Source organism: Psychromicrobium silvestre, assembly GCF_013408295.1.
Classification (GTDB): Bacteria; Actinomycetota; Actinomycetes; order Actinomycetales; family Micrococcaceae; genus Renibacterium; species Renibacterium silvestre.
In genome coordinates this window covers 299,334-313,217 of sequence record NZ_JACBYQ010000002.1, presented here as the reverse complement: position 1 = coordinate 313,217, position 13,884 = coordinate 299,334, and the positions used below count along the sequence as shown (strand labels likewise).

Annotated in this window: 14 protein-coding genes and 2 riboswitches; of the genes, 5 read left to right on the top strand and 9 right to left on the bottom strand. The window is 62.0% G+C overall.

What is annotated here, in order from left to right:
• Positions 1-14: 14 nt before the first annotated feature.
• From FHU41_RS09495 to FHU41_RS09475, 5 genes are all read left to right on the top strand, one after another.
• Entirely contained in the window at positions 15-275 is a 261-nt protein-coding gene (locus FHU41_RS09495) for a DUF4235 domain-containing protein (RefSeq protein ID WP_179389444.1), read from the top strand.
• A gap of 115 nt (positions 276-390) precedes the next feature.
• Positions 391-502, top strand: a riboswitch (TPP riboswitch).
• A 37-nt stretch (positions 503-539) separates the two neighbouring features.
• A complete protein-coding gene (locus tag FHU41_RS09490; RefSeq protein ID WP_179389443.1) occupies positions 540-1,154 on the top strand; it encodes an ECF transporter S component in 615 nt (204 codons plus the stop codon).
• A gap of 2 nt (positions 1,155-1,156) precedes the next feature.
• Positions 1,157-2,644, top strand: a complete 1,488-nt coding sequence (locus FHU41_RS09485; RefSeq protein WP_179389442.1) for an ATP-binding cassette domain-containing protein — start codon at positions 1,157-1,159, stop codon at positions 2,642-2,644.
• On the top strand, positions 2,641-3,420 hold the full coding sequence (locus tag FHU41_RS09480) for an energy-coupling factor transporter transmembrane component T family protein (protein ID WP_179389441.1): 780 nt from the start codon (positions 2,641-2,643) through the stop codon (positions 3,418-3,420). The genes FHU41_RS09485 and FHU41_RS09480 overlap by 4 nt, the downstream gene beginning before the upstream one ends.
• 172 nt (positions 3,421-3,592) lie before the next feature.
• The gene (locus FHU41_RS09475) at positions 3,593-5,068 is read left to right on the top strand and encodes a UDP-N-acetylglucosamine 1-carboxyvinyltransferase (RefSeq protein WP_218847265.1); all 1,476 of its coding nucleotides are present in this window, start codon (positions 3,593-3,595) and stop codon (positions 5,066-5,068) included.
• Between the two features lie 10 nt (positions 5,069-5,078).
• Here the strand turns inward: FHU41_RS09475 and FHU41_RS09470 are convergent, their stop codons facing one another.
• From FHU41_RS09470 to FHU41_RS09430, 9 genes are all read right to left on the bottom strand, one after another.
• The gene (locus FHU41_RS09470; protein ID WP_179389440.1) at positions 5,079-6,272 is read right to left on the bottom strand and encodes an O-succinylhomoserine sulfhydrylase; all 1,194 of its coding nucleotides are present in this window, start codon (positions 6,270-6,272) and stop codon (positions 5,079-5,081) included.
• On the bottom strand, positions 6,269-6,670 hold the full coding sequence (locus FHU41_RS09465) for a rhodanese-like domain-containing protein (RefSeq protein WP_179389439.1): 402 nt from the start codon (positions 6,668-6,670) through the stop codon (positions 6,269-6,271). The genes FHU41_RS09470 and FHU41_RS09465 overlap by 4 nt, the downstream gene beginning before the upstream one ends.
• Positions 6,667-6,867, bottom strand: coding sequence for a DUF1737 domain-containing protein (locus FHU41_RS09460; protein WP_179389438.1), 201 nt, complete (start codon positions 6,865-6,867; stop codon positions 6,667-6,669). The genes FHU41_RS09465 and FHU41_RS09460 overlap by 4 nt, the downstream gene beginning before the upstream one ends.
• A 37-nt stretch (positions 6,868-6,904) precedes the next feature.
• Positions 6,905-7,035, bottom strand: a riboswitch (SAM riboswitch).
• Between the two features lie 90 nt (positions 7,036-7,125).
• Positions 7,126-9,084, bottom strand: coding sequence for an ABC transporter ATP-binding protein (locus FHU41_RS09455; RefSeq protein WP_425503323.1), 1,959 nt, complete (start codon positions 9,082-9,084; stop codon positions 7,126-7,128).
• Positions 9,085-9,100: 16 nt separating this feature from the next.
• A complete protein-coding gene (locus tag FHU41_RS09450) occupies positions 9,101-9,973 on the bottom strand; it encodes an aminodeoxychorismate lyase (protein ID WP_179389436.1) in 873 nt (290 codons plus the stop codon).
• Positions 9,970-10,704, bottom strand: a complete 735-nt coding sequence (locus tag FHU41_RS09445; RefSeq protein ID WP_179389435.1) for a TetR/AcrR family transcriptional regulator — start codon at positions 10,702-10,704, stop codon at positions 9,970-9,972. Before FHU41_RS09445 ends, FHU41_RS09450 begins: the two co-directional genes overlap by 4 nt.
• Before the next feature lie 36 nt (positions 10,705-10,740).
• The gene (locus FHU41_RS09440) at positions 10,741-11,109 is read right to left on the bottom strand and encodes a DoxX family protein (RefSeq protein ID WP_179389434.1); all 369 of its coding nucleotides are present in this window, start codon (positions 11,107-11,109) and stop codon (positions 10,741-10,743) included.
• Positions 11,110-11,345: 236 nt separating this feature from the next.
• On the bottom strand, positions 11,346-13,394 hold the full coding sequence (gene pabB / locus FHU41_RS09435; RefSeq protein WP_179389433.1) for an aminodeoxychorismate synthase component I: 2,049 nt from the start codon (positions 13,392-13,394) through the stop codon (positions 11,346-11,348).
• Positions 13,387-13,872 (bottom strand): low molecular weight protein-tyrosine-phosphatase, encoded by a 486-nt coding sequence (locus tag FHU41_RS09430; protein ID WP_179389432.1) that lies wholly within the window; start codon positions 13,870-13,872, stop codon positions 13,387-13,389. Before FHU41_RS09430 ends, pabB begins: the two co-directional genes overlap by 8 nt.
• Positions 13,873-13,884 lie beyond the last annotated feature (12 nt).

Here is a 13,884-nt window from a genome sequence, read left to right as displayed (position 1 = left end):
AGTAGGCTGAGCTTATGAGTCTGCTCTTCAAACTTCTTGCCGCTGGGATCAGCTTCGGCGCGGGATTCGCCGCGAACAAGCTGGTGGATACCGTCTGGACCAAGACCACGGGCAACGCCCCTCCTAAGGACGGCGAAAATCTGGAGCACAGCCTGCGTTCGGCGCTGACCTTCGCCATCGTCTCGGCCACGGTTGCCGCGATTATTCAGACCCTTACCGGTCGGGGCGCTCAGCGCGCGATTGCCCGCTTCAATAAGTCGCGGGATCTGACCTAAGCCCCAAAACCTTCCGCCGAGTGTGGAGATCTGCACCTTAAGAGCGGTTCATAACGTGCAGATCTCCACACTCGCGCGTGTTAAGTGCTGCGGTGGCGGTGTAAACTGACAGCGCAAGTAACGACAGGGGAGCGCCGCCGTAAGGTGGGCGCTGAGAGTGCGGACCACCGCAGACCCTCGAACCTGATCCGGTTAGTACCGGCGAAGGGAGTCGAGCGCTCTTCGGCGTGAAAAACCGCCGCCCCTCCTGAAAAGGAGGAAGCCATGACCAGTTCTATTTCAAGTAAGCCCCGCTATACCTGGCGTGTGGTGGACATCGTGGTGGCCGCAGTAGTTGCGGTAGCCGGCGGGGTGATCTTCTGGGCCTGGTCGGCCCTCGCCTCGGGAATCAGTGTATTGTCCGCGGGCTACCCACCGCTCAGCGCGCTCTGGTCCGGCGGTTGGTTTATCCCCGCCGTGCTCGGCGGATTGCTGATCCGCAAACCCGGTGCCGCCCTGTTCTGCGAAACCGTTGCCGCTGCAGGCGAGCTTATTGCGGGTTCCCAATATGGCGGAACCGTGCTGCTCTCCGGCCTCATCCAGGGCCTAGGCGCGGAACTGGTCTTTGCCGCCTTCCGCTACCGCTCCTGGCGCTTGCCCGCCGCGCTGCTCGCGGGCGCGGCCACCGGACTGTTCTGTGGAATCAACGATTGCTTCCTGCCCTGGAGCTGGAACATCGAGTACACCGGCGACTTCAAGGCCATCTACATCGTTTTCTGCATGATCTCTGGTGCGGTAATTGCGGGACTGCTCTCTTGGCTGGCCACTCGTGGCTTGGCCAGGACCGGGGCGCTTTCCAGCTTGGCGTCGCGGAATGCGGCAAAGGAACCGATCCTCTAATCGTGGCAGCGAGCAATTCGATCAGCTCAGGGCCGGCCCGGATCGATGCGGTGGACTGGTCCTTCAGTCACGCCGATCGATCCAGGCCGGTGTTCTCGGAGCTGAGCCTCAGCATTACTCCGGGGGAGCGGGTGCTTTTACTTGGCCCCTCCGGATCGGGTAAATCTACGCTGCTGCACGCTCTGGCCGGGGTACTGGGCGACGATGAGGCAAACGAAAGTGGCAGCCTGCTGATCGACGGAGCCGCGCCCCGGCACAGCAGAGGCCGAGCCGGGCTGATGCAACAGGACCCGGAAACCCAGGTGATTCTGCCCAGGGTGGGCGATGATGTGGCTTTTGGTGCGGAGAACCTGATGGTGCCACGGGAGGAGATCTGGCGTCGGGTTGGCGCTTCGCTGGAAGCTGTCGGGTTGCGGGTTCCGCTCGATCATCCCAGCAGCGAGCTCTCCGGCGGGCAGAAGCAAAGGCTGGCGCTGGCTGGAATTCTGGCGATGCACCCCGGGGTGATTCTGCTTGACGAGCCGACCGCTAACCTCGATCCGGAGGGTGTTCTGGAGGTCCGGGACGCTGTTATCGCCGCAATAGCGGACCGTTCTGCCACTTTGGTAGTGGTGGAGCACCGGGTAGAAATCTGGCAGCACCATGTTGATCGAATTTTAGTGCTCGACGGAGAAGGGCAGCTGATCGCGGACGGTCCCCCTGCGCAGCTACTCACCGAGCAGGGCAGAGCCCTCGCGGCCTTGGGTATCTGGGTGCCGGGGCAGGAACCACAGCCCGGGCCATTTTCGATGCCGAAGGACGGGGAGAAGCTGCTCGGCGTTGCCTCACTCGCGGTGGGCAGATCCGCTCGGGTGGCAGCCTCCGGAGTAGAACTGGAACTATTCTCCGGTAGCGCGCTGGCCATCACCGGACGGAACGGCAGTGGCAAATCGACACTTGCCCTAACCCTGGGCGGGTTACTGCGGCCCCTGGCCGGGAGCTTAGAAGCAGCCCGGGCACTTGCCCAGGGCTTGGCTGGGCAACCTCGAAACTGGAAGGCCAAGGACCTGGTCAGCCGGATTGGCAGCGTGTTCCAAGAACCGGAGCATCAGTTTGTCACCGGCAGTGTCAGGGACGAACTTGGCTTCGGCTTGCGGCACCAGGGCAAGCGGCTCTCCGAGCAGCAGATCAGCTCCCGAGTGGATGAGTTACTGGAAGCCCTGGATTTGCTGGAACTCGCGGAGGCCAATCCCTTCACGCTCTCCGGTGGCCAGAAACGCAGGCTCTCGGTAGCCACGGTGATGGCGGCCCGGCCGCAGCTATTGATTTTGGATGAGCCGACCTTCGGGCAGGATGCGCTGACCTGGCTTGCCCTGATCGAGCTACTAAGGTCAGCACTCGCTGCTGGAAGTGCCGTGGTCGCGGTGACGCATGATGAGCACTTCGTTGATGCTCTGGGTGGCTCACGGCTACACCTGGGCAGCCTTGAAGCGAAAGACGGTGCCCGATGATGAGTCGGTCCCAGCTACTCACCAGGGCTAATCCACTCAGCAAACTGACCGCCGTCGGAGTTCTGACGCTGGCGTTGGCGCTTTCGGTGGACTGGGTCTCCGGTACCGTGGTGCTGCTCTGCCTACTGCTGGTTTTCCCGCTGAGCGGGGTGCCTTTGCGGACTCTGTTGCGCAGGGTCTGGCCGCTTGTCTTTGCGCTCTTGCTGGCGGCGTGGGGGACCTCATTGGCTTCGGCGGATTCGGGCAGGACCCTGCTGGATTGGGGTTATGTCACGATAAGCGAAGGCTCGCTGGCCACCGGGGTTGCGATCGGCGTTCGTGGTTTCGCGATTGCGTTACCGGCCGCCATGTTGGTGCTGACCACCGACCCGAGCGACCTGGCCACCGCGTTGGCGCAGAAATGGCACTTGCCAGCCCGCTTTGTGATGGGCACGCTGGCCGCGATGCGGTTGACGGGCGTGATGGCCGAGGAATGGCAGACCCTCAGTATGGCCAGAAGAGCGCGTGGCGTGGGTGCTTCCGGTTCTGTGCTCAGCCGAATCAGGGCCAATCTCGGTCAGGCGATGGCTTTGCTGATCCAATCGGTACGTCGAGCCACCCGGCTGGCCACCACAATGGAGGCGCGGGGCTTCGGTAGCAATCAGCGCACCTGGGCGCGGGAGAGCGCTTTTTCGGCTCGCGACGTCGGCATTATCGCCTTCGGTGTGCTGGTCGCGGCAGCGGCGGTAACCGTCTCGATGGCGCTGGGTGCCTGGAATGTGGTTTGGTCGCGCTGAGCTTGACCTCCCGAGATTTATCGCATGTGGCGACTATTGAGCGGGCGACATGCCTGATTTTACGAAATGTTAGCCAGCAGTATGCTTTTTATGATATTTTCTTCCTGTGACTACCGATATTCAGGAAACCGCAGAAACCGTGGCGCAGATCCTCCGGGACGCCCGCATTGAGATGGGCTGGACGCAGGGCCAGCTGGCAACCGAGCTGGGCACCAGCCAGAGTGCGGTGGCGCGAATGGAGCAGGGTAAGCAAAACCTCAGCTTGCGGATGATCCAGCGTTTGGAGACCATCTTTGGCCGCAGCATCGTCAATGTTGGCAGCTCAAGTTCAACCAAGATGACCCATTTGCGGGTCACCGGTGGTCATCAACTCTCCGGAGTGGTGGACGTTAATTCTTCCAAAAATGCGGGGGTGGCACTGCTCTGTGCCTCGCTGTTGAACCACGGCACCACGACCCTGCGGCGACTGGCTCGAATCGAGGAAGTGAACCGGATTGTCGAGGTGTTAACCTCGATTGGCGTCGAGTGCACCTGGCTGAACGCCAATGATCTGCAGATCCGGCGGCCAGCGGTGCTGGACCTGGAATCGATGGATGTGGAAGCAGCCCGCCGTACTCGCAGCGTGATTATGCTGCTCGGCCCGCTGCTGGACCAGGAAGAGCTGTACCGGCTGCCCTATGCGGGCGGCTGTGACCTGGGCACCCGCACGGTGGAGCCGCATATGCAGGCGTTACGGCAATTCGGTCTCTCGGTGGAGGCGCACAACGGGTTCTACGCGGTGCAGGCACCCGCCGCCGATCTTCAGGACCGCACCTTCGTGCTCACCGAGCGTGGCGATACGGTGACCGAGAACGCGATTATGGCGGCCGCTCACCGTGAAGGTGCCACCGTGATCCGCAACGCCAGCCCTAACTACATGGTGCAGGATCTGTGCTTTTATCTTCAGGGCTTGGGTGTTTCGGTGGAGGGCATTGGTTCCACCACCTTGACCATCCGCGGCAAGTCCCGGATCGATACCGATATCGAGTACGCACCCTCCGAGGACCCGATTGAGGCGATGAGCCTGATCACCGCTGGTATTGTCACCGAATCCGAGGTGACGATTCGCCGGGTGCCCATCGAGTTCATGGAGATTGAACTTTCCGTGCTGGAACAGATGGGCTTCCAATACCGGGCCTCGGAGGAATACACCGCCCGGAACGGGCACACCCGGCTGGTGGATATCACCACGCTGCCCTCCAAGCTCAAGGCCGCTCCGGACAAGATTCACCCGATGCCCTTCCCAGGGCTGAACATCGACAATCTACCCTTCTTCGCGGTGATTGCCTCCTGCGCCGAAGGCAGCACGCTGATCCACGACTGGGTCTACGAAAATCGGGCGATCTACCTGACCGAATTGAACCGTTTAGGTGCTCGGGTGAGGCTGCTCGATCCGCACCGGATCGACGTCGAAGGCCCCACCCGCTGGCGTGCCGCAGAGGTGGGCTGCCCACCGGCGCTGCGCCCGGCTGCCTGCATCCTGCTGGCCATGCTGGCCGCCCGCGGCACCTCCGAACTGCGCAATATCTACGTCATCGAGCGTGGCTACGAAGACCTGGCCGAGCGCTTGAACACCCTGGGTGCGGAGATCGAATACTTCCAGGACTAGGGACTAGCGGCTAGAGTCCCCGCAACGCCTGCTCCAAATCCCCGCGCAGGTCCGTCAGATCTTCCAGCCCCACCGAAAGCCGCACCACGCCGTCGGACAGTCCAATGGCAGCCCGGCCCTCCGGGCCCATCGCCCGGTGTGTGGTGGTGGCCGGATGGGTGATCAGGGACTTCGAGTCTCCGAGGTTATTGGAAATATCGATCACCTTGAGGGCATTCAAAAGCGCGAAGGCCTCGGCTTTCCCGCCCGCCAGGGCAAAGGTCAGCACGGTGCCGCCGGCCTTCATCTGCGTGGCGGCCAGCTCGTGCTGCGGGTGCGAGGGCAGCAGTGGATACTTGACCCATTCCACCTGGGGTTGCTGCTCCAGGAACTCTGCCAGCGCCAGCGCGGAGGCCGAGGAATGATTCACCCGCAAGGCGAGAGTCTCCAGCCCCTTGGTGAGCACCCAGGCGTTGAAGGAGGAGAGCGCCGGGCCGGTATGTCGCATCAGCTGCTTGACCGGCCCGTCAATGAACTCCTTGCTGCCCAGGATGGCTCCGCCCATTACCCGGCCCTGGCCGTCAATGTGCTTAGTCCCGGAATAGACCACCACATCGGCTCCCAGCTCGATGCAGCTTTGCAGCAGTGGGGTAGCGAAGACATTGTCCGCCACCACTTTGGCTCCGGCCGCATGGGCCAGTTCGCAGACCGCGCGAATATCGACGATCTCCTGCATGGGGTTCGACGGCGATTCGAAGAATACCGCCTGAGTTGGTACCGAGAGCGCTTCCTTCCATTGCTCCAGATCGGGGCCATCAACGAAAACAGTCTCAACACCCCAACGCGGCAAAATCTCGTTCAGGATTACAAAGCAGGAGCCGAAAAGCGATCGGGAGGCCACCACCCGATCCCCGGCGGCCAGCAGCGCGCCCAAGGCGACAAACACCGCGGACATGCCGGACGCCGTCGCAAAGCATGCCTCGGTTCCCTCTAGTAGCCGTAGCCGCTCCTGGAAGGTGGCCACCGTCGGATTGCCATAGCGGGAGTAGACAAAGCGTTCGTCCTCACCGGTGAAGGCGCGCTCGGCGGCTTCCGCGGAATCGTAGACGAAGCCGGAGTTGACGAAGATCGCCTCCGAGGTTTCGAAGAAGCCGGTGCGGTCCAAGCCGCCACGTACCGCTTGGGTATCGGCCGCCCATTCGGTGGCCAGCGGATTGAAGCTCATGCGCCCTTCTTCCAGGGCAGCTTGCGGTTTTTCCAGCCGTTGACGATGCGGTCCCCATAGGAATCGGGAACGCCTTCGAAGCCTTCAAGCACATTGAAAGAGGTGAAACCGGCCTCCGTCGCCGCCTCTGCGGCCCCTATCGAGCGGGCACCAGAGCGGCAGAGGAAAACCAGCTCGGCCTCCGCCGGAACCACGGCCTTCAACTCATCCAGGAAAGCGGAATTCCAAACATTCCCGGCCAGGTTCCACTGCACAAAGCGCGGCTCGGCGGGGATCGAAGAGGTATCCGGGACGCCGACCAACTGCCATTCGGCTTCGGTGCGGACGTCAACCAGCACGGCGCCGTCCGAGACTTTTTGCCAGGCTTCCTGGGGAGTCAGATCGCCAGCGTAGCTCATTTTCCGGCCTCTGTTTCCGCAGCATTGAAACCGGGCAGCACCACGGCTTGCGCGGCGATCACCTCGCCGCCGTTGGAGGTCACCGAAGGGCTGCCGTAAAGCAGATAGCCTTCGGCAATCGCATCGCTGACCCGCTGACAGAAAGCGTGATCATCCGGGCCGGTCAGCAGCCGGTAGGTCAAGGGGGCGTCAGTCATGGGGTTCTCCTTTTGCCTGAGGGAGCAAGGAGGAATCGTTCCACGCTTGCAACCCGTTCACGTTGCCGAGTATTCACCTGAGGCACCCCACCGGAATCGAGGGTTGCCGGCCAGCAAGTCAGGGCAGTGCACCGGGCTGGGCCACGGTGCGCGCTGGCGCTCGTTACTCGAGAGCAAAACTAACACACCAGGGGCATTGTTATGGAGTTGAATGAGGCTTTATTGCGCAGCCGGGCCCGTGCGGGTTCCCGTGCAGATTTACGACGACGGCTCGGTAAAGTCCGTGGGGTCGGTCGGCTTGGTCAGGACTACTTCCGCCGCCTCGGGCTGGTCCTGGTGCTCGCCTTCGCCCAGCTGGTTCGGGCTGGGCGGCTCCTCGCCAAGTTGTTCCCGATAGAGCGCAGCGTAGCGCCCGTCGGTAGCCAGTAGCTCACGGTGGGTGCCGCGTTCGACGATCTTGCCCTGCTCCACCACGAAGATCACATCTGCGGCCAGCACGGTGGAGAGGCGGTGTGCTATCGCTACCGTGGTGCGCCCGCGAGACGCATTTTCTAAGGCTGCTTGCACCACCCGCTCGGAGATTGAGTCCAGGGCGCTCGTCGCTTCATCCAAAACCAGCACGGCAGGGTCCTTCAGCAGCACGCGGGCAATCGCTATCCGCTGCTTCTCCCCGCCGGAAAGTCGGTAACCGCGTTCACCCACCAGGGTCTCAAAGCCTTCCGGGAAGCTCATGATGGTTTGGTAGATATTGGCCTGGCGGGTGGCCTGTTCAAGCTCCTCTTGGCTTGCCCCGGGCTTGGCGTAGCGCAAATTGTCCGCAATCGTGGCGTGGAAAAGATAGGTTTCCTGGCTGACGATGCCGATATTGGCGACGAGCGATTCCTGCAGCAACTCGCGGACCTCAACACCGGCGAACTTGATCCGCCCGGAACTCGCTTCATAGAGGCGGGGGATTAGATAGGAAATGGTGGTCTTGCCCGCCCCAGAAGAGCCGACAAAGGCCGCGAACTGCCCGGCCTCAATCTCGAAGGAGATCTGATCGAGGGTGGGGCGCTCGCCGGGCTTGGCATCCGGATAGGAGAAGCTGACATCTTCGAAGCCGATCTGGCCCAGCTTGCTGCGATCCTTGAGCGGCCCCGCTTCCGCGGTGTCCTCAATGGCCGGTGTGAGGTCCAGATACTCGAAGATGCGGGCGAAAAGCGCCCCAGAGGTTTGCAGATCCAGTGCCACTCGCATCAAGCTCATCAAGGGAAACAACAACCTGGCCTGCACGGTGGTGAAGGCAACGATGGTTCCCGCCGTGATCGCTTGTGCGCCGTTATCCACCAGCAGGCCGGCCACGAAATAGACGATGGCCGGGATGGAGGAGAGGAAGATCGTGACGACGGCGAAGAACCACTGGCCGCTCATCGACTGGCTCACCTGCAGCCGAATCTGATTCTTGTTCTCCGCCGAGTAACGCTCCACCTCGGCGCTCTGCATATTGAAGCTCTTGGCCAGCAGAATCCCGGAAACACTCAGCGTCTCCTGGGTGATTGCGGACATCTCGGAGAGCGATTCCTGGGTTTTAGTGGCGATCCGAGCCCGGACCTTACCTACCCTGCGTTGCGCGATCACCAGGATGGGCATCAGTAGCACTGCCACTACGGTCAATTGCCAATTCAGCAGCAACATGGCCACGAAGGCCGCGATCACGGTAACGGTGTTCCCCAACACGGAGGAAATCGTATTGGTCAGCACGCTGGCAACGCCGCCGACGTCGTTCTGCAGCCTGGACTGGATCACTCCGGTTTTGGTTCGGGTGAAGAAGCTCAAATCCATGGCCTGCAGATGGCCGAAGAGCCGCACCCTGAGCGCACCCATCACCTTATTGCCCACCGAGGAGGTGAGATAGGTTTGCCAGACGCTCAGCAGAGCAGAACTGATGTAAACCAAGATCATCAGTGCGACGATGCTGCTCAGGGCACCCAGATCCGGCTTTCCGGAGCGTGGGAAGAGGCCGTCGTCGAAAGCCCGCTGGGTTAGCAGCGGGGGAATGACCGACAGCGCCGCACCAATTAGCACCAAAACGCAGGTCAGGACGAGTGCCCGGCGATAGGGGGCGAAGAGCCCATAGACCCGGCGAAAGAGGTGCTGAATCTTGGGCGCCTGCGCAATGATCGCGCGCTGAACGTCCTCATCGCCGCCGAGTCGGCCCCTGGCCCCCATGGTCCGCATTGCACTCATCGTTGGTTCACTCCGTGTCGGCCAGAATGGCGGAAAGCTCGGCGCTTAGTTCGGTTCTATCCTGTGTGCTGCCGATCTCCTGACCGTCGATCCGATTGATCGGGGCCAGCAGTCGGACGCTGGAAATCAACCAAGCAGCATCTGCCTCGAAGAGGTCTTGCGGCACTAACGGGCCGTAACCCAGTTCCCAGCCAGCCTGCTGAGCTGCCGCGAAAAGCGCTCCCTGAGTGGTGCCCGGCAGAATCCCGGCATCGAGTTGGGGGGTGACGAGCCGTTTCTTCTCCCCCTCGCGCCTGGCGATCAAAACGGAAGAAGTTGGACCTTCCAGAACGCGGCCATCGGAACTGGTGAAGATTACGTCGTCGGCGCCTTGTTGGTGTGCGTAGCGCAGTGCGGCCATATTGACTGCGTAGGACAAGGTCTTAGCGCCCAGAAGTAACCAGGGCGCGCGCTGAGCCAGATCGGAATCGTAGCCGCGGTCTAGGAGCAGCACATCTAGTCCGCTTTCCCGTTGCTGTTTGCCCAGCGCGGGAGGAGCGAAGATCTGGACCCAGGCGGTGGGGTTCGGCCGCCCTTCAATGCCGCGAGTGACCAAGAGTTTCACCACGGCATCGGGCTGTCCGAACGCGGTTATTGCGGTGTCGACAGCGGCTAACCATTGCTGTTGGCTAGGAATCTGTAATTCCAGCAGCTGGGCCGAGGAGGCTAGCCGATTTAGATGAGCCTGGATCTTTTTCGGTTTCCCCTCGACCACCAACAGGGACTCAAAAATACCGTCCCCTCTCGTCGCACCCAGGTCGGTGGCGAAGAGCTGAGGCAGCTTGGCATCCGCAATCCTGCCGGCAGGATAATCCGGATCGATGAAAACAAGCACAGTCATGGCTTCAGCGTACTATCGCTCGGGGCTGCTTCGGAGCGTAAACCGGCGATCAGGAAATCCGCCACCGACCGCGCCTGGCTTTGAACTTGATCGGGAGCGAGCGACTCCGCCCCGAAGAGCTTAGTGCTGAGAGCCGGGGTGCTGTAGAGCGAGGCGCCCCCGGCCGTGATGAGGTAGAACAGCGTCTCCAGCGGAACCTCTCGAAGCTCGCCCGCGGCCACGGCCTGCGCATAGATTGGCTGCATCCGGGCGAACATCGGTTGGCCAAAGTGTTCCAATAAATAGTCCAGTCGCTCGGAGTGCTGGCTTCCCTCCGCGTTGACCAGAGCCAGCAACTCGGGCATCCGTGCGGACTGCAGCACAAAAGCCTCGATGAAACGGTGCAGCGCGGCAGTCGGTCCGGACTCCTCGGCAGTCCGTGTGGCCTCGCCGGTGCCGGTGTTTTCGGTGGCTGAGTCCTCGGTGGCCTGCGTCAGGCTCTGCTGCATTCTGCCGAAACCCCAATCCACCGCAGCCCGCCAGAGGGCCTCTTTCGATCCGAACTGCTGGGTGAGCAGATTATGGCTTACCCCTAGTTCTCGATTGAGGCTGCGAAGGGAGGTGCCGTGGTAGCCCAAACGAGCGAAGGCTGAAAGCGCTGCGCTGAGCAGCTCCGCTTCCTGAATTACCGGCTTGCCGCCTCGGGGTCGCCCGGGGCTGCGGCGTGCACAATTCGACTGTGGGGGCTTCATAGGCTGACTTCTGAGCTGATTTCTGAGCGCAGCGAGCTAGCCAGCAAAACGCATAATGGACAGGAAAGCGGCCAACACCAGCAACACGATATTGACCGCAATGCTCTTCGTCTCGTGGTGTCGAACGTGGGCGATGATGGCACCGATCTGAATGATCACGGTTCCGACGGCGGCCAGCGGGGTCAGGATCGGAGCGATTCCGGTGAGTTGCGGAAGGATCAGGCCGATGGCTGCCAGCACTTCCGAGGTGCCAATGAACTTCAGTGTTCCCGCGGAAAAGTCCTTGGCCCAGCCGAATCCGTCCCGGGCTTCCAGAACCGGTTTCGGGGTACTGAGCTTCATTATCCCGGCAGCTAGATAGGCGAGGGCGAGGAAACCCGCAATAACCCACAGCACAATGTTCATCTGGTTCTCCAATTTCCACGGGCCAACTATTATGGACGACTGTCAATTATTGGAGAAAACTCTTCGGAACTGCGAAGTATTCCCGAGGATCCCGAGCATCACGGGTCCGCGATAGCCCAATGACTTCGGGATACCCTACTGTCCGGTCATTGAGCTATCGGGATGCTACTGGGCTATCCCGAACGCGCTGGGCTGAACGCTTGGCACGAGTGCCCGAACTGCCCGAACTATCCGAGCTAGCCGGGGAACTCCAGGCCCAGGGCATTGAGCACCCCGAAAGCCTTGGCACGTACTTCATCCCATTCGGCGGCTGGGTCTGAATCGGCGGTAATTGCGCCTCCGACGCCGAGACTCGCCTGGCCGCCGTTGAGCACCAAGGTGCGGATCACCACCGAAAGATCACAGCCGCCGTCGCGAGAAAAGTACCCAATCGCTCCGGAATAGACGCCACGCGGTCGGCCCTCCAGTTCGTCCAGGATTTCCATCGTGCTGATCTTCGGGGCTCCGGTCATCGAACCTGCGGGGAAGGCGACAGCCACGGCCTCCGCTCGTGAGGCACCGGGCATCAGCTGAGCCTCGATGGTGCTCACCATCTGGTGCACGGTGGCGTAGCTCTCAATGGCGCACAACCTGCTCACTTGCAGTGATGCGGGCACCGAAAAGTGCGAGAGATCATTGCGCATTAAGTCCACGATCATCACGTTCTCGGCGCGATCCTTGGCCGAGCTGGCCAGCTCTTCGCGTAACCGGGCGTCCTGCACCGGATCCGGATCGCGGCGGCGAGTGCCCTTGATGGGCTCAGCCTTGAGCTCGCCTTCGGGGCCAATGCTCAGGAAGCGCTCTGGGGAGGTGCTGAGCACCGAGAGCTCATCGAACCGCAGGAAAGACGCGAAGGGAGCCGGATTGGTGCTGCGGAGCGAAGAGTAAACGGCCAGCGGATCGGCATCCAGCTCGAAGTCGATCGCTGTGGTCAGGCAGACCTCATAACTGTTTCCCTTGGTGATTTCGGCTTGGGCACTGGCTATTTTCCTCTGATAAGCCGCCGCATCGTCGCGTAGCTTGAGTGGCCCGGCCACAATCGGGCTGGCCGAGCCCGGCGGATTTCCACTCGCTGGAAGATTTAGACCGGCCGTTGGTCCGGGAGCCGAAGCCTGCAGGACGGCCTCGCGAACCTGCTCGGCCCACTGCTCTGCATCTCGGTCCAGGCTCAGGGCCCAGAGTAGGTGTTCCTGATGATCAACGACGACGGCCCGGCCGGCGAATAGAAGGGACGCATCCGGGGTGGCAGCGCGGAGGTCGGCGCCGCCGGTCTCCCGTTTGAGCTCGTACCCCAGGTAGCCTACCCAGCCGAGGTTAAAACCAGCGCTCGCGGATTCCGCCGGATTGTTCTGCGGCCATTGCCGGTCGAGCCACTGGAAGAACGGCCCGGGAACTCGGACCTGCACCCCACGGAAGCTTTGCCGGGTGACGCCATCCGCATGCCAGGCATACTGACCCGAAGCGCCGCCGTCGTCCGCTAAAAGGGAATAGCGATTGCGCCCCGAGGCTGCCGAAGCGTCCGAGCTGTCCAGCCAGACAGCGCGTGGCGCTGCACCGAAGAGAGTGCTGAACAGGCCAAGGGTGTCGCCTTGGAACGGCAGGGTCGTGGTGTTCACGCTGCGCTCTCGTTCCCGCAACCGCTCGGGGGCGAGTAGCCCGGACAGGGTGGGTAACGCGGTGAGAGCGAGCAGTACATCTGCGGGTTCCACCGGAGAGTCGACCAGAATATCGGCGCTTTCGGCGGGTTGGTGTTGGGCGAGTAGCTCGGCCTCCTGAGCCGCCCAGAGGTCCCAGAAGGGAGCGTAGGTCTCGCCGTCGCGACTCAGTGCGCGTCCCTTGCGGAGTTCCTCCGGCGCTTCAACCCAGATCACCACGTCCAGCTTGTCCCGGGCCCAGGCGTGGGCGGCGCCGACTCCTTCGATAATGACAATCGGGGCAGCCGCCGTCCTGCGGGTTTCGCCGTCGAAATGAGCCGCCCAATCCCAGCTGACCCACTGCGCATCCAAGCCCTGGTCCAGCGGAGTGAGCACGGTTTGCAAATAACGATCCACCCCGGCGGCCAAACCATTCCAGCCCGGATAGACGTCCTCCAGGTGGAAGAGTGATACCTCGCGATGTTGCCGAAGCAGTGAGGCGAGCTCCAGCGCCAAGGAAGTTTTCCCAGCCCCGGAACGACCGTCGACGGCGATCAGCACCGGCCGCGGCCCGGACCGTTCGGCGGTGGCTTGTTGGCGGAACTCAGACATTTCCGGGCACCGGGGTGTTGGCTTGTTCGAGGATTCCGGGAAGGGCGGCTTGAATCAGCTCAAAGGTCTCTTCGAAGTCTTCGGCCCCGCCGTACCAGGGGTCGGCGATGCCGAGTTCTTCCGGGAGCGCCCGCGCATCGAACTCGCGCAGCAGGTGGATCTTCGGCCTGGCTTCACTCGGGGCGTGTTGCTTGAGCCAGTCGAAATGATCGGTATCCAGCGCCAGGATGAGGTCGTTGTTGAAATCTTCCGGGCTGAATTTGCGGGCCCGGTGCCCGTCTCCGATCTCGACTCCGTGTTTTTTCAGGACCTTGACGGCTCGCGGGTCGATTGGGTTGCCGCGTTCCCAATCTGTGGTCCCGGCGGAGTCCACTTCGGCGAAAGTTCCTTGCAGAGCTTGCCGTAGCATCAGCTCGGCCATAGGGGACCGGCAGATGTTTCCGGTGCATACGGTGATGATCCGGTAGCGAGAGGTCATGTCTCCACTCTA